The organism is Polaromonas sp., from assembly GCF_029945925.1.
Taxonomy (GTDB): domain Bacteria; phylum Pseudomonadota; class Gammaproteobacteria; order Burkholderiales; family Burkholderiaceae_C; genus Polaromonas.
The window spans coordinates 71,042-91,646 of sequence record NZ_JAQSDN010000054.1 but is presented as its reverse complement, the minus strand read 5'-3'; the positions used below and the strand labels follow the sequence as shown (position 1 = coordinate 91,646).

Sequence of the window (20,605 nt, the reverse complement as noted above, 5' to 3'; positions counted from 1 at the left end):
GCTGGTAGAAGAAGCGCACGGCCCCGCCTGAACCAAAATTTGTTTATCCAAAAGGACTTTTACGCATGGCAAAAATCATTGTGGTCACCTCCGGCAAGGGCGGCGTAGGCAAAACCACCACCAGCGCCAGCTTTGCAACCGGCCTGGCCCTGCGCGGGCACAAAACCGCCGTCATCGACTTCGACGTCGGCCTGCGCAACCTCGACCTCATCATGGGCTGCGAGCGCCGCGTGGTGTACGACCTGATCAACGTGATCCAGGGCGAGGCCAACCTGCACCAGGCACTGATCAAGGACAAGCAGTGCGACAACCTGTTCGTGCTGGCCGCCTCGCAGACCCGCGACAAGGAAGCACTGAGCAAGGAAGGCGTCGAGAAGGTGCTGAACGACCTGGCCGACATGGACTTCGAATACATCGTCTGCGACTCGCCGGCCGGCATCGAGACCGGTGCGCTGATGGCCATGCATTTTGCCGACGAGGCGCTGGTGGTCACCAACCCCGAAGTGTCCTCGGTGCGCGACTCCGACCGCATCCTCGGCATGTTGTCCTCCAAGACCAAACGCGGCATGGAAGGGGGCGATCCGATCAAGGAGCACCTGCTGATCACGCGTTACAACCCCAGCCGCGTGGACCAGGGCCAGATGCTGTCACTGGAAGACATCAAGGACATCCTGCGCATCAAGCTGATCGGCGTGATCCCCGAATCCGAAGCGGTGCTGCAGGCCTCCAACCAGGGCGTGCCCGCCGTGCACATGGAAGGCAGCGATGTGTCCGAAGCCTACAAGGACATGATTGCCCGCTTCCTGGGCGAAGACAAGCCGCTGCGTTTTATCGACGCACCCAAGGTCGGCTTCTTCAAACGCGTGTTTGGAGGAAAGTAAACCGCCATGGCCTCCTTCCTCTCCTTCCTGCTCGGCGAAAAGAAAAAAACCGCCAGCGTCGCCAAAGAGCGGCTGCAGATCATCCTCGCGCACGAACGGTCGGGCCGCCACAGCCACGAGCCCGACTACCTGCCGGCACTGCAGCGTGATTTGATCGCGGTGATCTCCAAATACATCAACATCAATCCGGCCGACATCAAGGTCAACCTGGAACGCCAGGACAACCTCGACGTGCTCGAAGTCAAGATCGAGCTGCCCGACGGCAAGTAGGCTGCCCTGCCCGGCAGCGCGTTGACTTGTCATTGCGGACCTGATCCGCCATCCATGACAGCCTGCAGGACCGGGCCAGGCGCCAGACCCCCGCTTTGGCGCAATTCCGCATCGGGTGATGCGGCAGGGTCAGCCTAACCGCGCCCCCCCGGCCCTTCAGTGCACCTTACCCAAGGCGCGCAACACCTTCTGCGGCGTGATCGGTTGCGAGAACACATGGGCATCGAAGGGCGCGATGGCGTCGTTGATGGCGTTCATCACCGCTGCCGGCGCACCCGCGGTGCCGGCCTCACCCGCGCCCTTGGCGCCCAGCCGGGAGGTGGCGGTAGGCGTCTGGACATGGGCCACTTCAATGTCGGGCATCTCGGCCGACATCGGCACCAGGTAGTCGGCCATGCTCGCGTTGAGCATCAGGCCGCTGTCGTCGTACAGGCACTCTTCCAGTAGCGCACCGCCGATGCCCTGCACGATGGCTCCGCGCATCTGCTCGTCCACCAGCATGGGGTTAAGCACGCGGCCGCAGTCCTCCACCGCCCAGTGCTTGAGCAGCTTCACGAAGCCGGTGTCCGGGTCGACCTCGACGTAGGACGCCTGCACGCCGTTGGTGAAGATGAACGGAAAATCGCGCTGTGCGTAGTGGCGCGTGACCATGAGCTCCGGCGTGAAATCGGCCGGAAACGTATCGGAGCGGAAATAGGCGATGCGACCCAGTTCGGCCAGCGGCAGCAGTTCCTCGCCCGTGGTGGCGTCGACGATGCGGTCGCGACGCACCGCCAGGCTGGCGCCCTCGCGTTTGAGGATGATGGCCGCCACTTTCACGATGTTCTCGCGCAGCGCCTGGCCGGCCAGCAGCACGGCTTCGCCGCCGATGCCCGCGCCGCGCGAGGCCCAGGTTCCGCCGCCGTACGGCGTCGCGTCGGTGTCGCCGGTGACAATGCGCACCTTGGCAATGTCCACGCCGACCGCGTCGGCCGCGATCTGCTGGTAGATGCCTTCGGTGCCCTGGCCCTGCTCGCCCACGCCCACCAGCACGGTGATATTGCCCTCGGGGTCCAGCCGCGCGGTGGCGCCGTCCTGCGAGGCAATGCGCGCACCGCCCACGCCGTAGAACGCGGCGCTGGGATTGGTGAGCTCGATCACGGTGGCAAAGCCGATGCCGCGGAAGATGCCCTGCTTGCGCAGCGCAGCCTGCTCGGCACGCAACGCGTCATAGTTCATCAGCTCGCGCAGCTTCTTCAGGCTGGCCTCGTGCGACAGGATTTCGAGCTTGATCCCTGAAGCGCCGGTGGTCGGGTAGGCGTCATCCGGAATCACGTTGATCTCGCGGATCTTGAGCGGGTCCATGCCGATCTTCTGCGCCGCCAGGTCCACCAGCGCCTCCGTCACGGCACAGGCGATCGGGTGGCCCACGCCCCGGTACTGGCAGGTGGGCGTCTTGTTCTGGAACACCACGTTGAGCCTGGCGCGGTAGTGCTTGTGCTTGTAGGGACCACCTACCAGGTTCACCACCTGGTTGCCTTCGATGGCGCTGGTGCGCGGGAACATGGAGTACGGGCCGATGCCGGTCAGGTCCTCCATGTCGAAGCCCAGGATCTCGCCGTCCCGGTTGACGGCGATGCGCGCCTTGATGCTGTGGTGCCGCGCATGGATGTCGCTGGTGAAGCTCTCCAGCCGGTCGGCCACGAACTTCACCGGACGACCCAGCATGATCGACAGCGCCACGGTGGCGAAGTCATCAGGGTAAGCGTGCACCTTGATGCCGAACGAGCCGCCCACGTCCTTGCAAAGCACGCGGATGGCGCTGGCCGGCAGGCCAAACTGGCGGCCGTACAAGTCCTGCATCATGTGCGGCGCCTGGCACGAGTGGTACACGGTCAGGCGCTGCTCGGCCGGGCTCCAGTGCGCGATCTGCGCGCGCGGCTCCAGCGTCACGCCGGTGTGACGGCCGAACTCGAAATCGATCGCGGCCACCACGTCGGCCTTGGCAAAGGTCTCGTCCACCTGTCCCACGTCGAGGCTGCGGGTGAAGCACAGGTTGTCGCCGAGCTCGGGGTGGATCAGCGGGGTGGCCGGGTCCAGCGCGGTGAGCATGTCGGTGGCCGCGGGCAGTTCTTCCCAGTCCACCTCCACATAGGCCAGCGCGTCCTCGGCCTCGGCGCGGGTTTCGGCCACCACGGCCACCACCGGCTCGCCCTGCCAGCAGGCACGGTCCAGCGCCAGCGCGTATTGCGGGGCCGATTTCATGCCGGCCAGGTGGCCCAGCGTGGCCACCCAGGGCTTGCACACCTTGGCCAGGTCCTGCCCGTCCGCCACCAGCAGCACGCCGGGCATGGAGCGGGCGAAGGCGGCGTCCACTGATTTGATGCGCATGTGCGCGATCGGGCTGCGCCAGAAGACCACATGGGCCATGCGCGGCAGTTCGATGTCGTCCACGTACTGGCCCAGGCCCTGGGTCAGGCGCTCGATGCCGCCGCGCGGCACGGTGGCGCCGATGTAGCGCTGGTCTTCCGTGACCGGGGTCAGCGGCTTGGGCTGGCCGACGCCGGGTTCGAGGTTGACGGTGTCGCGCTTCATGTGGTGGCCTCCTTGCGTTGTTGCAGCACGTCGCAGATCGCGTCCACGATGGCATGGTAGCCGGTGCAGCGGCAGTAGTTGCCCGAGATCCAGTCACGCACCTCGGCGCGGTTGGCGCCCGGCATCTGCTCGACCAGTTCCTTGGCCGCCATCAACATGCCCGAGGTGCAGAAGCCGCACTGCAGCGCGTTGCGCCGCACGAAGGCCTCTTGCAGATCGCGGATAACGCCGGACTCGCTCACGCCCTCGATGGTCTGCACGCGTCCGCCGTCGGCCTGCACGGCCAGGGTGAGGCAGCCGCGCACGATCTGGCCGTTGAGCTCGACGGTGCAGGCGCCGCACACGCCGTGCTCGCAGCCCAGGTGACTGCCCTTGAGGCCGAGGTCTTCACGCAAAAAATCCACCAGGTGGGTGCGCGGTTGCACGCTGCACTGGTGCGGCTTGCCGTTGACGGTGACTTTGATCGGGTACAGGTCTGCCATGGGTGTTCCTTTGGGTGCTCAGGCGCTGGCGGCGGTGGGCAGCATGCGCTGCAGCAGAACGCCAGCCAGGTGGCGCTTGGTCTGGGGGGTGTTGGTCAGGTCGGGCGGGGGGTCAATCTCGCTGCGCAGGCTCGCCACGGCCTGGGTCACTGTGGCCAGATCCAGCGCCTTGCCTTCCAGCAGCGTCTCGGTCTGGCGGGTCCGAACCGGGGTGGCGTCCACGCCCATCAGCACGATGCGCAGGTTGCGCAGCACGGCACCTTCGCGCCGGGCGGTGGCGGCCAGACCCACGATGGCGTAGTCGCCGTGTCGACGCGCCAGTTCGCTGAAACCGAACCAGTGATCGGCGCCAGCCAGCGGGATCTCGCTGGCGATCAGCAACTCGTCGGGCTGCAGCGCGGTGCTGTAGAGGCCTGTGAAGAAATCATCGGCCGCGATACGGCGCTCGCCTTTGGGGCCGCGCGCGATCACGGTGCCACCCAGCGCCAGCAGGCAGGCCGGCCATTCGGCTGCCGGGTCCGCATAGGCGATGGAGCCGCCCCAGGTGCCGCTGTTGCGAATGGCCCGGTGCGCGATGTGGGGTGCGGCCGTCTTGAGCAGCGGTGCGTGGCGTGCCACCAGCGCACTGAGTTCGATGTCGGTGTGGGTGGCCAGCGCGCCGATGCGCAGCACGTTGTCCTGCACGCTGATGCCGCGCAGCGACTCGATGCCGGTGATGTCGATCAACAGCTGCGGCTCGGACAGGCGCATGTTCAGGGTGGCCATCAGCGTCTGGCCACCGGCCAGCAGGCGGGCGTCGTCGCCGTGCTCCTGCAGCAACGCGAGCACCTGGTCAATGGAGGCGGGTTTGACGTAGTCGAAGGCGGCGGCTTTCATGGCGTTCCTCAGGAAAACAGTTGCGAGGCAATCCACACGCCAAAGCCTGTGGACAGGGACCCCAGAACGAACCACAGCACGCGCACGCCCTCGCCGCTGGCGGCGGGCTGGGGCGCGTGAACGGTGCGCGGCACGAAGGCGGGCGATGGCGCAGGGGTGGTGCCCGGCGCCGGCTCTGCAGGAGTTGCAGGCGCTGCTTCAGCGGCCTCCAGCAACGGCACCCCCACCATCTGTTCGTTGAAGGCGGTGAAGAACTGGTCCGCCATTTGCTTGGCCGCAGCATCGATCATGCGGCCGCCCACCTGGCCCAGCTTGCCGCCGATGGACGCCTGGGCGGTGTAGCGCAGGCGGGTACCGCCGGCTTCATCTGACAGCTCCACATTCGAGTGGCCCTTGGCCATGCCGGCCGCGCCGCCCGAGCCTTGAAAGCGCAGCACGCAGCCTTCGTTGGGGCGGATGTCTTCCATGCGCACATGGCCCACGAAGCGGGCGCGCACCGGGCCGATCTTCACGGCCACGCGGGCGGTGCGCTCGGTCGGGCTGGTGGCCTCCATGCCTTCGCAGCCGGGAATGCAGCGCGTCAGGATTTCGGGATCGTTCAGCCCAGCCCAGACCTTCTCGCGCGGTGCGCCGATCAGAATGTCTCCAGTCAATTCCATGCCTTGTATCCTCGGGTTTTCACGGGTGTTTTTATTTACCAGTCGGTTAACAATGGTACAAATCATTGACCCGCAGGTAAATAGCGTGCGCATCCAGACAAACCCTGACACGGTGCCCGAACCCCTTCCGCATGCACTTGTTGCCCCGGCGCGCCGGCGCATGGGCGTGGCCGAGCGTGAGCGCCAGATCCTGGATGGCGCGATCCAGTTCTTTGCGGTGCACGGCTTCGACGGCCAGTTGCGCGACCTCGCCAAGAGCATCGGTGTCACACACACGCTGCTTTACCACTACTTCCCTACCAAGCAGGCGCTGATCGACCGCGTCTACCTGGAAGTGTTCGAAGGTCGCTGGCGCGCCGAGTGGGATGCACTGCTCGACGATCCCGACAGCTCTGTCGAAGACAAGTTCACGGCCTTCTATTCGGAGTACGTGACCATCACCCTGTCGCAGGAATTCGTGCGAATCCTCGTGTTCTCGGGCCTGACCGACCACACCATCACCGACCGGTTCTTTGCCATGCTGCGGGCGCGGCTGTTCCCGCGCCTCATCCGCGAGACGCGCCGCTTTCGCGGCCTGGTCAGCCGCGCCAAGGCAAGCGAGCGCGAGATGGAACTGCTCATGGGCTTGCACGGCGGTTTCTTCTACATCTCCATGCGCCGCTGGATCTATGCGCAGGACGTGTACAGCGAGAGCGCCCACGAGGGCTACGACGAACCGCTGGTGCGCGACCGTGTGCGTGCCTACCTGGTGGCCAGCCGCGAGCTGTTTGGCGAAACCACCGGCAACGTGCGCAAGCGCGCGCCCAGGCGGTGACAGACCTTTTTGATGAAGCCGTTGCGGGGGCACCGGCGCCTTGCCAACCCGGCTGAACTTCCAGCCACAACACCCACCGAGGAGACAACATGAAACTTACGAAACTCGCGATCACCACCCTGATCGCAATGGGCGCCACGGTCATGGCCGGAACCGCCAGCGCGCAGCAGCGCGTCACCGTCAACATCGGCTCCAGCCACCCCACCACCAACATCTGGGCCTTCGCCATGAAGGAAGTGTTCCAGCCCGAGGTGAACCGCATTCTGAAGGAAGGCGGCGCCAAGTACGAAGTGCGCTGGCGCGAGAACTACGGCGGCACGCTCTACAAGTTCACCGACACCCGCGCCGCCGTGCGCGACGGCATCGTGGACGTGGGCATGGTCGGCACCGTGTGGGAAAACTCTGCCATGCCGCTGCAGAACGTGACCTACTTCACCCCGTTCGCCACCACCAACCACGAGCAGCTCATCGAGATCTTCGACAAGCTCAACGCCACCGTGCCCGCCCTGCGCGACAGCTGGGCCGCCCAGAACATGGTGCCCCTGTCTTCGCTGATCACCGACAGCTACGACATCTACGCCACCTTCCCCGTCAAGGACCTGGCCGCACTGAAGAACAAGCGCATCAACGCGCCCGGCACCTCGGCCAACTGGCTGCGCGACACTGGCGCCACCCCGGTGGACGGCGCGCTGACCACTTACTACACGAACATCCAGACCGGTGTCACGGACGGCGCCCTGTCGTTTGCCAGCGGTATCGGCCCGGCCCGCGTGTACGAAGTGGCCAAGCACCTCACCCGCATCGACATCGGCGCCATGTACTTCGGCAGCGTGGCCGTGAACAAGAAGTTCTTCGACGGCCTGCCCAAGGAAGTACAGGACGCCATGCTCAAGGCCGGCAAGGCCACCTCGGTGGCCCACGGCAAGCATGTCACAAAGACCTCCAACGCCGCGCTCGACACCATGAAGGCCGCCGGCCTGCAGATCACCAACCTGCCCCAGGCCGAGAAGACCAAGTGGGTCAACAGCCTGCCCAACATAGTGGCGCCCTGGCTGCAAGGCACGGGTGAGGCTGGCAAGCAGGTGCTCAAGGCCTACTTCGACGAACTGCGCGCCCGTGGCGTCAAGCCCCTGCGCGACTGGGACCAGCAAAACCGCTGATCGGCCTCGCGCCACCTTCGCCACCCGGCGCAGCGCAGCCGGGTGGTGTTTTCCCAAGCTTTGATAGGTGAAAGGTGAACCTTGCACAACGAACCTGATTTCGCCAGCGAAACCCCTGCCGTCACCGGTCTGACCAACCCCCTTCAGGGGCTGGCCAACGTGCTGGCCGCGGTGGGCACGGTGTGGATTTTTCTCATGATGCTGCTGATCGTGGCCGACGTGCTGGGCCGAAATTTCTTCGACGCGCCCATCACCGGCGTGGCTGAATTCGCTTCCCGCTCGGTGGCCTCCATCGTCTTCCTGCAGCTGGCTGCCGCCATCTGCTCCGGCCGCATGACGCGCAGCGACTTCCTGCTGCGCATCATCGGCAAGCGTTCACCGGACGCCGTCAAGGTGCTTGAGGTGTTCAATGTCGTCGTTGGCGCATTGCTCTTTTTCGCACTGGCCGCCATCTCCTGGCCCGAGTTCACGGAAGCCATGCGCATCAAAGAATACTTCGGCGTGCAAGGGGTCTTCACCGTGGTCACCTGGCCGTTCCGGGCCCTCATCGTGCTGGGCGCCACCGCCGCTGCCGTCGCCTACCTGGCCTGCATTCCCTCGCTGCTGCGCCAGCAACCCTCCACCGGAGCAAGCGCATGAGCGAACTGGCCATGGGCGGGCTCCTGATCGGAGTCCTGGTTTTTCTCGTGCTGTTCGGCCTGCACATCGCAGTCGCCCTGACTGCCGTCGGCTTCGCCGGTATCTGGCTCATTCGCGAAGATGCCGACATGGCCATGCGCCTGCTGTACCTCTCCGCCTACAACGGCGTGGCCGACTACATCTTCGCCACCATCCCGCTCTTCGTGCTGATGGGCTTGCTGGTCTCCATATCCAACGTCGGCAAGGACACTTTCGATGTCGCTGAAACCCTGCTGCGGCGCTTGCGCGGCGGCCTGGGTGTAGCCACCGTGGCGGCCAACACCGTGTTCGCCGCCGTCACCGGCGTGTCCATCGCCTCGGCGGCGGTCTTCACCCGCGTGGCCGTGCCCGAAATGGTGCGCCACGGCTACAGCACCAGCTTCGCCGCCGGCACGGTGGCGGGCAGCTCGGTGCTGGGCATGATGATTCCGCCCAGCCTGCTGCTCATCATCTATGGCGTGCTGGCCGAGCAATCCATCGGTACCTTGTTCATTGCCGGCATCATCCCCGGCTTTTTGATGGCGGTGGCCTTCGCCGTCATGATCATGCTCATGGCAAGGTTCACGCCCGGCCGGGTGTTCGACCTCAAGCGCCAGGCCGGGATGGCGGCCGAGCGCAGCACCGCCCGCCTGCTCACCACCGCCGAGATGCTGTCCAAGCTGGTGCCCATTACCGCGCTGGTGGCCCTGGTGCTGGGTGGCCTGTATTCCGGTTTCTTCACGCCCACCGAAGCCGGTGGCGTGGGAGCATTCGGTGCCTTCGTCATCGCCATCCTGCGGCGCAAGCTCGGCGGCGGCAACCTGTGGCGCGTGCTCACCGAAACCGGCGCGGTGTCGGTCGGCATCCTGATCTTGCTGGTGGCTGCGGGCTTCTACAGCCGCATGCTGTCGGTGGCCGGCGTGCCGGTTGCCATCAGCGACGTCGTGCAGGCCGCCGGCCTGGGCCCTTACGGCTTCCTGCTGCTGTACGTGCTGATCCTGCTGCTGCTCGGCATGATCCTGGACTCCAGCTCCATCCTGCTGATCATGACACCGGTGGCCGTGCCGATCGCAGCCAGCCTTGGCTTCAACCTGGTCCACTTCGGCATCATCACCGTCATCGCGGTGGAAATCGGCCTGCTCACCCCGCCTTTCGGCATCTCGGTGTTCACGGTCAAGTCCACCCTCAACGACCCCAAGGTCTCTGTGGAAAGCATCTTCGCCGGCTCTCTGCCCTACGTGGGTGTGATGCTGCTCGTGCTGCTGCTGATCGCCATCTTCCCGTTCATGGCGCTGGCGTTGACCTGAGGCGCCAACCGACCCGTTCCGCAACCTGCGCAGACCACACGCCACGGCAAACCTCAACGCTACCGTCACGGTCCTGCGCACCCTGCATGGCTGGCGCGCTGCTGGCAACGCCTGGCCAGCCACGAAATCGTCAAGTGGATCAAGACCGCCGTGGCCCCCTGAGCGCACCGGCCGCCCCGCCCTGGCGCGCGGCTATCATCCCCCCATGCTGATAGAGACTCTGAGCGCGGCGCGCGACATGGGGCGCCTCAACGAAATCGCCGGTGTGCTGATCCGCCACGGCTTCGGCGACAGCGTGCGCCGCCTGGGCCTGGCCGACAAGCTCGAGCGCGCGGGCCATGCCCTCAAGTGGGACACCGCCGCCGACCTGGCCCGCATCACGCCGCCCGTGCAGGTGCGCCTGGCCCTGGAAGAACTGGGGCCGGCCTTTGTTAAACTCGGGCAAATCCTGGCCGGCCGTGCCGACCTGTTCGGCCCCGAGTGGATTGCCGAGTTTGAAAAACTCCACAGCCACGTGCCCGCCGTGCCCTTCGAGCTGTTGCGGCCGCAGCTGCGCGAAGACTTGGGCGGCGAGCCCGAAGACGTGTTTGCCCGCTTCGACACCGAGCCGCTGGCCGCCGCGTCGATTGCCCAGGTGCACCGCGCACAACTCAAGGACGGCACCGAAGTCATCGTCAAGATCCGCCGCCCCGGCATCACCGAGGTGATCGAGGCCGACCTGCGCCTGCTCGGCCGCCTGGCCGCGCTGATCGAGGCGGAAATGCCCGCGCTCAAGCCCTATCGCCCGCAACAGCTGGTGCGCGAGCTGGTCAAATCATTGCGCCGCGAGCTGGACCTGGCCGGCGAGTGCCGCCACGCCGAACGCATTGCCGCCAACATGGCGCCGTTGCCGTGGATCGTCATTCCGCGCGTGCACTGGGCGCACACCGGCGAACGCGTGAACGTGCAGGACTTCGTGAGCGGCATCGCCGGCGACCAGCTCGACCAGCTCACGCCCGAGGCCGGCTTTGACCGCACCCTGCTGGCCCAGCGCGGCGCGCGCGCCGTGCTCAAGATGATTGTGGAAGACGGTTTCTTCCACGCCGACCCGCACCCCGGCAACGTGTTTTACCTGCCCGGCAACGGCATCGCCTTCATTGACTTCGGCATGGTTGGGCGCCTGTCCGAGCGCCGGCGCGAAGAGCTGCTGCAGCTGCTGCTGGGCCTGGTCGAGCGGCAGGCGCAAGCCGTGGCCGACGTGCTGATGGACTGGACCGGCGACAGCCACGGCACCAACCTCGGGCAACTGGAAACCGAAATCGAAGCCTTTGTCGACCAGTACCACGGCACGCCGCTGGCCGAGCTCAGCCTGGGCCAGATGCTGGCCGACGTCACCACCCTGCTGCGCGAGCACCACCTGGGCCTGCCGCCCGACCTGGCGCTGCTGATCAAGGCCTTCATCTCGCTCGAGGGCATGGGCCGCGGGCTGGACCCGGGCTTTCACATGGCCACCGAGGCCACGCCCATGCTGCGCCAGGTGCTGCGCGCCCGCTACCAGCCCGAGGTGCTGGCCGGCCGCGCCTGGAAAACCCTGCGCCGCACCCTGGCCGTGGCCGAACAGCTGCCGCACGACGTCTCGCGCCTGCTGCGCAACGCGCGCCGCGGCCACCTGAGCGTCGGCATCGAGCTGGCCCACCTCAAACGCGTGGGCGACCAGCTCAACCGCGCCGCCAACCGCCTGGCCATGGCGCTGGTGATTGCCGCGCTCATCATCGGCTCGTCCATCGTCATGACGGTCAAGGGCGGCCCCACGCTGATGGGCCTGCCGGTATTCGGCTTTCTCGGCTTCACCGGCGCCGTGCTGGGCGGCCTGTGGCTGGTGCGCGCCATCTGGCGCAGCAGCCGGCAGGAAGAGGACGAGTAAGCCAGCAAGCAGTCGGCGAACAGGCGAACAAACCCCGGCCACCTCCCCAGTTCATGGGGGGCGCGGGCATTTCCCCTTTCCGGCGGCTGTACTTTGTACCTAAACTTCAGGCTCTGTTCCAACCCGGGCGGGCTTTACGGCCCCGTCCCAAACCACCAGAAGGAGCCTCATGCAGCGTCGCCACTTCCCCGCTTTCTTTTCTGCCCTGGCCATCACCTGCGCTGCGCTTGCAGCGTCCGTGGCACCGCTCACCGCTGCCGCACAGCAACGCATCGGCGTGCTCATGCTGCACGGCAAAAACCCCGGCAACAACCAGGACCCGAACTTCAGACCGCTCAAGGCCACCTTTGAGCGCGAAGGCTGGCTGGTCAGCCTGCCCGACATGCCCTGGTCGCGCGGGCGCTACCTGGAAGGCAACTGGGACAAGGCCATGACCGAGATGGCCGCCCACGTCAAAACACTGCGCGACCAGGGCGCCACCAAAATTGTCATCGTCGGCCACAGCCTGGGCTCGCCCGCCGCACTGAGCCATGCCGCGCGCGGCGGAGAGGCCAACGCGCTGGTGCTGCTGGCGCCGGGGCATATTCCTTTGGGCTACTACACCTATGCCGGGCTCAAGGTGGTGCGCGACAGCGTGGACGAGGCCCGCGCCCTGGTGGCCGCCGGCAAGGGGGATTCGCGCGAGCGCTTCAGCGACATCAACCAGGGCAAGCAGCAAAACGTGATCACCACCGCCAAAGACTTCCTGTCGTACTTTGACCCCGCGTCAGACGCCGAGATGTCCGTCACCGCGCCGCGTGTGCCGGCGACAACCTCAGTGATGACGGTGGTCGGCGAAAAAGACCCGCTGTTCAGCCGCATCAAGGCCTACTTCGTTGACAAGCTGCCCGCCAACCCCAAGAACAAATACCTCGAAGTCTCCGGCGGGCACCTGGACACACCACGCGTGGCCAGCGACGAAATCGTCAAGTGGATCAAGACCGCGCTGGCCGACTGAAAGGGGTACAGCTTTTGCTACTATGTTTATAGCTGCTGGCGCCCGTGAAACAAGGGCGAACGGCCAATTTGGCCTACAGGAAGGCGCACATCATGAAAACCACCCGCTGCGCTCGCCACAGCCGCGAAAGCGGCTTTCTGCAAGGCCTGGCAGCCGTCCTGCTGGCACTGGGCTTGTCCGCCACCGCCGCGCTGGCGCAAACCACGCAGAAGGTGGTGGACATTCCCACCCGCCCCGGCGTCACCCAGCGCTTTATCCACATCACCCCGCCCAAGCCCAAAGCGGCGGTCATTCTGATGGCCGGCGGCCACGGGGGCTTGCGGATTTTTTCCAACGGCAGCCTGCTCTGGGGTGAGGGCAACTTTCTGGTGCGCTCGCGCCAGCTGTTTGCCGACGCGGGCCTGGCCGTTGCGGTGATTGACGCGCCGTCCGACCGCCAGTCACCGCCTTTTCTGAGCGACTTTCGGCAAACGCCTGAACACACGGCCGACGTGCTGGCGGTGATCGCATGGCTCAAGCAGCAGGCGCCCATACCCGTCTGGCTGGTGGGTACCAGCCGCGGCACCCAGTCGGCTGGCTACATCGCCACCGAGGCCGGCCCGGCTCAGGGTGGTCCGGACGGCGTGGTACTGACCGCAAGCATCCTGACTGACAGCGCGACCCGCGCCGTGCCCCAAATGCCGCTTGAAAAAATCCGCGTGCCGGTGCTGGTGGTGCACCACACCCAGGATGCCTGCCGGGTGTGCCTGTTTGCCGACATGCCGCCGCTGATGGCCGGGCTGGCCAGGACGCCCAAAGCCGAGCTGATGAGCTTCAGCGGTGGCCAGACGCGAGGCCCGCCCTGCGAGGCCATGGCCTACCACGGCTTCAACGGCCTGGAGGCCGAGGTGGTCGGCAAGATCAGCAGCTGGGTACTGAACGCCAGACCCTGACACCGGGTTCAGCCAATCGGCCGTATGCCGATCAGGTAGCCGTGCGCCCAGAAGGCAAACAGCGCCCAGACCGCCACACCCACCACCACGGTGATGCCCGTGCCCGAAACCGTCCCGGCCGGGTACACCGTGCCTGCCGCCCGGTCACGCGCCCGCGCCGCACGAAAGCTCAGCGCCGCCCACAGCAGGAAGGTGCCGAACAGCACCACATGCGCCAGGTTGCCGTTGGCCAGCAAGTGGGCCAGCGCCCACACCTTCACGCCCAGCACCATGGGGTGGTGCAGCCGCGCCTTGATGGCGTTGCGCGGCACATAGGCCGCCGCCACCAGCACAAAGGAAATCAGCGTCAGCAAAGAAGCCAGGTGCCGCATGCCGCGCGGCGCCAGCCACAGCTGCACCGGCTGCTGCCGCGCCAGGCCAAAGCCCCAGACGATCAGCACAAAACCCACGATGGACAGCAGCGCATAAACCGCCTTCCACGGCAGCTCACCCACGCGCCCTATCGTCGCCGTGCGCCAGCCGTCGGCCACGATGCGTGTGGAATGCACGCCCAGAAAAAGCACCAGACCCAGAATCAGTATTGCCACCGCCATCTCCTCAAAGTATGGAAGCGATTATGAGCGCCCGCGGCGTTCGCCGCCATGCCGTTCGGGTTGGGCTGGTTGCGCTGGTTGACGCCACGTCGCTATTGAATTCATAGCTGGTGGCGCAGGTGGATAAAGGGCTGGAGGCCGATTTGGCATGCAAAAGCCACGCTGAACCACCGGGCCGGTCATCCCGGCCTGGCCCCGTCAGCCCTGACCCAGCTCCTGCAGCAATTCATTGACCACCGTTTCCAGCGCCGGCAGTGAGTGTTCAATGACCTCCCAAACCGTGTCGTGATCTACCCGCGCATAACCATGAATGAGCTGGTTTCTGAACGCCACGATTTGCGGCAGGTGGGGAATGCGGGCGGCCAGTTCAGCTTGCGCCTTGTCCAGTTGGTTCAGCGCTTCGCCGATGATTTCAAACTTCCGCTCCACCGCCGAATAAACCAGCGGCGTGTGCGCGTAACTGTCGGCGTCCAGCCCGGCTGTGAACTGCTTGATGGCCGCGGCGGCCCAGTGCAGTGTTGCATGCTTGATGGAACAAATAAAAGCGATGGATTTTGGGTCAGGGCTAGGCGCAAACCACAGCGATACCCAGGGTATCGCGCGGATTTGCAACGCCGCCATGGCTCAAAAGACGCGCTTTTATGTTCCAGATAGCGTGCAGCACTGCACTAAGGCACGTCCCAAAGCCAGGCCCGCGGGTCACGCTGCATAAACCACTTCACGCGCGCTGTTGATGCCTGCCAGCACGTACGGGTTGCGCACGCTGCGCGGCTCCACCAGGTCAACACCGCGCCCGAGCAACTGCTCCAGTTCCGCCTTGAGCGCAAAGTAGCCATCGAGCCCGCGCTTGGCGCCGGGGGCAAATTCCACCAGAAAGTCAGTATCACTGCGCAACGGATCGAAGTCGGTGCCGCGCGCCGCCGACCCAAACACTTCCAGCCGCTGGATGTGCAGGCGCTGACAGATGCGCGCAATGTCCGCGCGCTTTTGCGTGATGAGGGGATGCATCGTGGCGCAATGGTACCAGCGAGGGTGTGATTGATCCAGCGAGGCAACCATCATCAACCCGCTATGACAAACATAGCTGCTGGCGCCCACCTACAAAGGGCCGGGCCCCGATTGGAGGCCCACACCCGCCCCTGAAACCGATCGCCTCAGTGCCCGGTGGTTTTCCCGCGCCGCGCCTGCGTCTGGTTGCTGCCGCCCACATGCGCCTCGCGGTCGCTGCGGCTGTCGGGCGTGCGTTTGCCCTGGTTCAGCTGGGTGGCGTCCTGCTCGCCCATCTTGTTGGTGTCGTTCTCCACCTTGCCGGTGTGGGGGGGCTGCTTGTCGCGCGGGTTCTGGTTCTTGCTGCTGGGCATGGTGCACTCCTTGGAATGAAGGGAAAAAGGTCCAGACGCCGGCCATGCTGCCGGCTTGGGCCATGTCATCAAGTTACGCCTTTTCAGCGGCTTGTTCTTGTTTTATGTCATGCAGACCCGCATGCAAACGCGGCCAGCAAAGCCCGGCGGCGCGCCCCCTGCGGGCCAACACCGCAGGCGTCCGGCGGCCGCTGCCGGGGGGTTTAAAGGCAGGCCCGATCCTTGTGTAGACTCCCCTGAAGAATTTTCTGCCCCACCCGCCTGTTGCCCAGGCTTCTTTTCAACCAATCCCCGATGCGCCTGCGAATTTATCTGGTCGAAGACAGCCCCGTCATCCGCGCCAACCTGGCCGAGTCCCTGGAAGAACTGGTGGGCGCCCGCGTGGTGGGCGGTGCCAGCAGCGAAGACGAGGCCCGCCAATGGCTGGCCGACAACCCCACCGACTGGGACCTGGCCGTGGTCGACCTGTTTTTGCTGCAGGGCAACGGCCTGAATGTGGTCAAAAGCTGCGGCAACCGCGACCTGCGGCAAAAAATTGTCGTGCTGACCGGCTACGCCACCCCGGCCATGCGCCAGCGCTGCCTGGCCGCGGGCGCCGACGCCGTGTTCGACAAAGCCACCGAGATCGAAGAGTTCACCACCTACGCGATCAACGAGGTGGAGCGGGTCACCGGCGAAACACGCTGGTGAATTGAACGCGCGGAAAACACAGCGCGCAGGACAGATCTTCTTTCATCCCGCCTCCGACCGGTCACCCCTGGTGCGCGGAAAATACCGGTTGACCCGCGACATTGCCGCTCGCTTCTCGCACAATCGGCGTATGCAGCTTCAAGACCTCAACACCCCCGCCGCCCTGGTTGACACCGCGCGCATGCAACGCAACATCGAACGCATGCAGCAGCGTATGAACTCGCTGGAGGTGGCATTTCGACCGCACGTCAAAACCACCAAATGCATAGACATTGCCCGGGCGCAGATCCAGGCCGGCGCACGCGGCATCACGGTGTCCACGCTCAAGGAAGCCGAGCAGTTTTTTGCCGCCGGGGTGAGGGATATCCTGTATGCCGTGGGCATGGCGGCACCCAAGCTCAGGCAGGCGGCCGCACTCATTGGCCAGGGCTGCGCGCTCAAGATCATTGCCGACAGCACAGCGTCTGCGTCAGCCATCGTTGCTTTTTCCCATCAACATGGCGTGCCGTTTGAAGTCTGGATCGAGGTCGACACCGACGGCCACCGCTCGGGCGTGCAGCCCCACAGCGACGACCTGATTGCCATCGGCACCCTGCTGCACCAGGGCGGCAGCACGCTGGGCGGGGTGATGACCCACGCGGGGGCCAGTTATGAGCTGAACACGCCCGAGGCCCTGCAAGCCATGGCCGAGCAGGAACGCAGCCTGTGTGTGCTGGCGGCGGAACGCCTGCGCGCCGCCGGCCTGCCCTGCCCCAACGTGAGCGTGGGCTCCACGCCCACGGCGCTGTCGGCCCGGCAGCTCACAGGGGTGACCGAGGTGCGCGCCGGTGTGTATGTCTTTTTTGACCTCGTCATGGCCAACGTGGGCGTGTGCTCCCCCGACGACGTGGCCCTGAGCGTGCTCACCACCGTGATCGGCCACCAGCCCGACAAGGGCTGGGCCATTGTCGACGCCGGCTGGATGGCCATGAGCCGCGACCGCGGCACGCAAAAGCAGCAGCACGACTACGGTTATGGCCAGCTGTGCGACGTCAACGGCCAGCGCATCGATTGCTACACCCTCAGCGGCGCCAACCAGGAGCACGGCATCGTGAGCCGCACCGGCGAGGCCGACCCTGACATCGCCAGACGCTTTCCCACCGGCACCCAGCTGCGCGTGCTGCCCAACCATGCCTGCGCGACCGGCGCGCAGTTTCCCGAGTACCACGCCGTCACCGGGCAGGCGCTGGGACCCACCTGGCCCCGCTTCTACGGCTGGTAGCATTCGCCATGACCATAGAGCGCATCAACCCCGGCTCCCTGGCCCCGCCCGGCGGCCACCACAGCCATGCCGTGGTGGCCGGCGGACTGGTCTTCATTTCAGGCCAGCTGCCCATCACACCGTCGGGTGAAAAACTCAACCAGTCCCCCTTTGAAGACCAGGCCCGGCAGGTGCTGGCCAACGTGCAGGCGGCCCTGGAAGCAGCAGGCAGCAACGTGGCCCAGCTGGTGCAAGTGCGCGTGTATGTGACCGATATGGACCAATGGCCGGTATTCAACCGCATCTACCAGCCATGGGCAGGCGCAGCGCCCCCGGCGCGCGCCGTGGTGCCCGTGCCCCTGCTGCACCATGGCTTTGCGATTGAAGTGGAAGCCGTGGCGGCGCTTCAGTCACTACCAAAACAATAGCTGGCAGCGCCCGTGTTCATTGGGCCGGAGGCCAATTTGGCTTGCAAGCAGCAAGGCGACCGCCGGGCTGCAAACCAGCAACACCGTCACCCCGCGCCTTGCCATGCGCTGTCATCCCGGGCAGCAATTCTGCTGTCATCCCGGGCAGCAATTCCGTCATCGCAGGCAGCAACTCCGTCATCCCGGGCTTGACCCGGGATCCATGCCACACACACCGGCGCCGCCCCCCGTTCGGGCTGAGCCTGCCCTGAGCTTGTCGAAGGGTCGAAGCCAGCGCCGGCAAGCCCTCAGCCCGCCCCCTCGGCAAAACACATGGCCTCGATCTTGTGGCCGTCCAGGTCGCGCACAAAGGCCGCGTAATACGTCGGCGTGTAGTGCGGCCGCAAGCCGGGCGGCCCGTCGCACAGCGCGCCCAGCGCCAGCGCCTGCGCATGAAAGGCATCCACCTCCGCTGGCGAGTTGGCCAGAAAGCTGATGTGTGTGCCATTGCCCGGCGCAGCCCGCCCGCCATCGAGCGGCCGCCCGACCCAGAACTCCGGAAAAGCCCGGCCATAAGCCACCGACTCGCCATGCGTCATGACCTGCTTGATCTGCAGCGTGCCCAGCACCGCGTCGTAAAACGCGCGGGCGCGCGGGTAGTCGTTGGTGCCTATGGAGATGTGGGAGAGGACGCTGGTGGGAAGGTCGGAAGGGCTGGGCATGGCGGCTCCTTTTTTAAGGTAAGCGAAAAGTTTAGCGATGCGGAAAAGCGTATGCAAGCGAGCGCCAGATCAGGCGGCGAATGTGCGCGCCGGCGCATCATTTTGCTGTCGCATGTCGGTTGTGTCGCCCCAGGCAATGCCCTGGGTCACAAAGTCGTCTCGGGTAACTATGCTCATCACACAGTCTCACTGCGCCATCGAGGCGGAAATATTTTGGGTTCTAGTTCCGTATAGGAGCGACTGTTGATCGAATTCAGCGTATTCAATTACTGTTATCGCGATGCCTCCAATTACAAAGCATGGGGAAGTCTCTTGCTTCGAGGCCTTGCTTCAAGCGCGGAGATCGAAAGTCTTCGGGTTTGCCTTGAGTCTGGCGAATTTTTTATCGCAGAACAACTGGGAATTCCTCCGCTTTACGCCGAGTTGTGGAAGTTCAGCAATGGCCCGTCAGCTGATGACCATGTGTGGCATACGTTTTACGAGCTACGACCGGCAACAGACGAAGAAATAGGCGCTCCAGTGTTTGACTCAGTTCGGGACTTTATTTCAAAAGTAATGGCCGTCAAAACTTGGGACGAAACACTATCGCCCCATTGGGAGCGCCAATGAAGACGCCCATCGTGTTTCACGAAGATGTCTTTTACGAGTATTTCCGTCCGTTCCGGCACCCTTCAGCTCACTTCGAGATTGGGGTGCCCATGGCCTCGAAACCTTTGGCGAAGATTTTCAGATTGTCCAAAACCACCCACGAAATTTTGTCTGGACAGTCTTAGATGGCTGCGAGGGACCGGATCAATGGATTGCACCCGGCATCCATTTTGTGAATCGTGTCTGCTATCTACTAACCGAAAACCCGCACGATTGGGCTCCAGTGGAATTCCGCATTAAACATCGGCCAAGCTCATTAACGTCTTTAGGCCTTGCGCGCCGCATAGGGACCCTTCGGCGACTTTTAACAGAGGGCCCGACAAACACACGTCACCCAACATAGATCAACCGAAGCTAGCTCGGTAAGCGACCCCATCGTCAATCGACAAGATGCAAGAAGATTCGTCCCCGACGCGTCTTTTGCGATCGGAGAATTCGATGCCATTGAAGGCATCTTGCTCTACGACAACAAGTCGTTAGGGCTGCTAGGACGGTTGGCGCATTGCGCATGAGTTTGGTAAAACTAAAAAGCTCTGTACAAAATCTCCGATACTTGCTGTACGCAACCTCGGAGAAGTCATATGTCCCGTGCTCCAAATGTAGATTGGACCCGCCAACACCTTTTGCCAACGCTGCATCTATACACACAAATGCCGTTTGGAAAGCTCGACGCGCGTAACGCCCGTGTGCGGCAGTTGGCTCGCTGGCTTGGGCGCTCACCTGGCTCTGTGGCCATGAAGCTCACCAATTTATCAAGCCTCGATCCAGTTATCGCAGCTCGCGGCCTGCGCGGTCTGTCTGGCGCTTCGGCACTTGACCGAGCAGTTTGGGCGGAATTTCACTCCAACTGGGATGCAATGGCAGCAGAATCGGCCTGCGAATACGCACGCCTTGCCGCCGAGAACGGCGAAACACTTGAAGAAGATTTGCCAGAACTCGCCTTACCTTTCCTCGAAGGCAAAACACGCGCCGCGACGATACAAGTCCGAGTTACCCAGTGGAAGTTTCGCAAATCCATACTTGCAAACTACGGCGCTCGCTGCTGCATCACTGGGCTGGCCAATGATCAACTTGTCAACGCTAGTCATATTCTGCCGTGGAGCAGTGATCTCAAAAACCGAATGAACCCTCAAAACGGTCTTTGTCTCTCTGTCCTGCATGACCGCGCTTTCGACATTGGATTGATTACTGTGATGCCGGACTTTCGAGTTCAAGTATCCAAAAAATTAGCGTTGAGACCTGAAGACGCCTTTATGAAGCAAGCACTTCTGCGATTCAACAACAAGAAAATCTTGATGCCAGACCGATACGGCCCTGACCCAAAATTTCTTGAGGCTCATGCACGTCGTTTCGGCTTTATTAAATAACTGGGTTAAACATCAATATCCGTAGCTGCAACCCCGTCGTCTCTACAAACTTCCGGCGCGGCTAG

The 20,605-nt window shown here is 64.3% G+C and carries 23 protein-coding genes; 14 read left to right on the top strand and 9 right to left on the bottom strand.

What is annotated here, in order from left to right; all coding sequences use genetic code 11:
* The first annotated feature begins 65 nt into the window (after positions 1-65).
* Positions 66-881, top strand: a complete 816-nt coding sequence (gene minD, locus PSV40_RS18850; RefSeq protein ID WP_300540705.1) for a septum site-determining protein MinD — start codon at positions 66-68, stop codon at positions 879-881.
* 6 nt (positions 882-887) lie between these two features.
* On the top strand, positions 888-1,151 hold the full coding sequence (gene minE, locus PSV40_RS18845; protein ID WP_096699079.1) for a cell division topological specificity factor MinE: 264 nt from the start codon (positions 888-890) through the stop codon (positions 1,149-1,151).
* Between the two features lie 156 nt (positions 1,152-1,307).
* On the opposite strand, the gene PSV40_RS18840 is transcribed toward minE, so the two are convergent.
* The 4 genes from PSV40_RS18840 to PSV40_RS18825 are packed head-to-tail and all read right to left on the bottom strand — an operon-like array spanning position 1,308 to position 5,742.
* Positions 1,308-3,725, bottom strand: coding sequence for a xanthine dehydrogenase family protein molybdopterin-binding subunit (locus PSV40_RS18840; protein WP_300540700.1), 2,418 nt, complete (start codon positions 3,723-3,725; stop codon positions 1,308-1,310).
* Positions 3,722-4,207 (bottom strand): (2Fe-2S)-binding protein, encoded by a 486-nt coding sequence (locus tag PSV40_RS18835; RefSeq protein ID WP_300540697.1) that lies wholly within the window; start codon positions 4,205-4,207, stop codon positions 3,722-3,724. Before PSV40_RS18835 ends, PSV40_RS18840 begins: the two co-directional genes overlap by 4 nt.
* 18 nt (positions 4,208-4,225) lie before the next feature.
* On the bottom strand, positions 4,226-5,083 hold the full coding sequence (locus PSV40_RS18830) for a xanthine dehydrogenase family protein subunit M (protein WP_300540694.1): 858 nt from the start codon (positions 5,081-5,083) through the stop codon (positions 4,226-4,228).
* 8 nt (positions 5,084-5,091) lie between these two features.
* Complete coding sequence (locus PSV40_RS18825; RefSeq protein WP_300540692.1) at positions 5,092-5,742, bottom strand: CoxG family protein; 651 nt, start codon at positions 5,740-5,742, stop codon at positions 5,092-5,094.
* Positions 5,743-5,827: 85 nt separating this feature from the next.
* Between PSV40_RS18825 and PSV40_RS18820 the strand changes: the two genes are divergently transcribed.
* From PSV40_RS18820 to PSV40_RS18790, 7 genes are all read left to right on the top strand, one after another.
* Complete coding sequence (locus PSV40_RS18820; protein ID WP_300540689.1) at positions 5,828-6,556, top strand: TetR/AcrR family transcriptional regulator; 729 nt, start codon at positions 5,828-5,830, stop codon at positions 6,554-6,556.
* Between the two features lie 89 nt (positions 6,557-6,645).
* Complete coding sequence (locus tag PSV40_RS18815; RefSeq protein WP_300540686.1) at positions 6,646-7,716, top strand: C4-dicarboxylate TRAP transporter substrate-binding protein; 1,071 nt, start codon at positions 6,646-6,648, stop codon at positions 7,714-7,716.
* 81 nt (positions 7,717-7,797) lie between these two features.
* Positions 7,798-8,355, top strand: a complete 558-nt coding sequence (locus tag PSV40_RS18810; protein ID WP_300540683.1) for a TRAP transporter small permease — start codon at positions 7,798-7,800, stop codon at positions 8,353-8,355.
* Positions 8,352-9,680: a TRAP transporter large permease subunit gene (locus PSV40_RS18805; RefSeq protein ID WP_300540680.1), complete on the top strand. Its 1,329-nt coding sequence runs from the start codon at positions 8,352-8,354 to the stop codon at positions 9,678-9,680. Before PSV40_RS18810 ends, PSV40_RS18805 begins: the two co-directional genes overlap by 4 nt.
* 205 nt (positions 9,681-9,885) lie before the next feature.
* Positions 9,886-11,583 (top strand): AarF/UbiB family protein, encoded by a 1,698-nt coding sequence (locus PSV40_RS18800; protein ID WP_300540677.1) that lies wholly within the window; start codon positions 9,886-9,888, stop codon positions 11,581-11,583.
* A gap of 169 nt (positions 11,584-11,752) precedes the next feature.
* On the top strand, positions 11,753-12,580 hold the full coding sequence (locus PSV40_RS18795) for an alpha/beta fold hydrolase (RefSeq protein ID WP_300540674.1): 828 nt from the start codon (positions 11,753-11,755) through the stop codon (positions 12,578-12,580).
* A gap of 92 nt (positions 12,581-12,672) precedes the next feature.
* A complete protein-coding gene (locus PSV40_RS18790) occupies positions 12,673-13,512 on the top strand; it encodes an alpha/beta hydrolase (protein ID WP_300540671.1) in 840 nt (279 codons plus the stop codon).
* 8 nt (positions 13,513-13,520) lie between these two features.
* Here the strand turns inward: PSV40_RS18790 and PSV40_RS18785 are convergent, their stop codons facing one another.
* The 4 genes from PSV40_RS18785 to PSV40_RS18770 form a co-directional block, all read right to left on the bottom strand.
* Positions 13,521-14,099 (bottom strand): NnrU family protein, encoded by a 579-nt coding sequence (locus tag PSV40_RS18785; protein ID WP_300540668.1) that lies wholly within the window; start codon positions 14,097-14,099, stop codon positions 13,521-13,523.
* Between the two features lie 204 nt (positions 14,100-14,303).
* Positions 14,304-14,726 carry a HepT-like ribonuclease domain-containing protein gene (locus tag PSV40_RS18780; protein ID WP_300540665.1) on the bottom strand — a complete coding sequence of 141 codons (423 nt, stop codon included), beginning with the start codon at positions 14,724-14,726 and terminating at the stop codon, positions 14,304-14,306.
* 78 nt (positions 14,727-14,804) lie between these two features.
* Positions 14,805-15,113, bottom strand: coding sequence for a nucleotidyltransferase domain-containing protein (locus PSV40_RS18775; RefSeq protein WP_300540662.1), 309 nt, complete (start codon positions 15,111-15,113; stop codon positions 14,805-14,807).
* A gap of 146 nt (positions 15,114-15,259) precedes the next feature.
* Positions 15,260-15,466 carry a hypothetical protein gene (locus PSV40_RS18770; protein ID WP_300540660.1) on the bottom strand — a complete coding sequence of 69 codons (207 nt, stop codon included), beginning with the start codon at positions 15,464-15,466 and terminating at the stop codon, positions 15,260-15,262.
* 294 nt (positions 15,467-15,760) lie between these two features.
* Here PSV40_RS18770 and PSV40_RS18765 point away from each other — a divergent pair, with 294 nt between their 5' ends.
* The 3 genes from PSV40_RS18765 to PSV40_RS18755 all read left to right on the top strand — a co-directional run bounded on the left by PSV40_RS18765 (position 15,761) and on the right by PSV40_RS18755 (position 17,824).
* Entirely contained in the window at positions 15,761-16,156 is a 396-nt protein-coding gene (locus PSV40_RS18765) for a response regulator transcription factor (RefSeq protein ID WP_300540658.1), read from the top strand.
* Positions 16,157-16,286: 130 nt separating this feature from the next.
* The gene (locus PSV40_RS18760; RefSeq protein ID WP_300540656.1) at positions 16,287-17,417 is read left to right on the top strand and encodes a DSD1 family PLP-dependent enzyme; all 1,131 of its coding nucleotides are present in this window, start codon (positions 16,287-16,289) and stop codon (positions 17,415-17,417) included.
* Between the two features lie 8 nt (positions 17,418-17,425).
* Positions 17,426-17,824, top strand: a complete 399-nt coding sequence (locus tag PSV40_RS18755; RefSeq protein WP_300540653.1) for a RidA family protein — start codon at positions 17,426-17,428, stop codon at positions 17,822-17,824.
* A 287-nt stretch (positions 17,825-18,111) separates the two neighbouring features.
* Here the strand turns inward: PSV40_RS18755 and PSV40_RS18750 are convergent, their stop codons facing one another.
* Positions 18,112-18,525 (bottom strand): VOC family protein, encoded by a 414-nt coding sequence (locus tag PSV40_RS18750; RefSeq protein ID WP_300540650.1) that lies wholly within the window; start codon positions 18,523-18,525, stop codon positions 18,112-18,114.
* A gap of 243 nt (positions 18,526-18,768) precedes the next feature.
* Between PSV40_RS18750 and PSV40_RS18745 the strand changes: the two genes are divergently transcribed.
* Together PSV40_RS18745 and PSV40_RS18740 are read left to right on the top strand one after the other, a co-directional pair.
* The gene (locus PSV40_RS18745; RefSeq protein ID WP_300515298.1) at positions 18,769-19,134 is read left to right on the top strand and encodes a hypothetical protein; all 366 of its coding nucleotides are present in this window, start codon (positions 18,769-18,771) and stop codon (positions 19,132-19,134) included.
* Positions 19,135-19,907: 773 nt separating this feature from the next.
* Positions 19,908-20,540 carry an HNH endonuclease gene (locus PSV40_RS18740; protein ID WP_300540647.1) on the top strand — a complete coding sequence of 211 codons (633 nt, stop codon included), beginning with the start codon at positions 19,908-19,910 and terminating at the stop codon, positions 20,538-20,540.
* Positions 20,541-20,605: the final 65 nt, after the last annotated feature.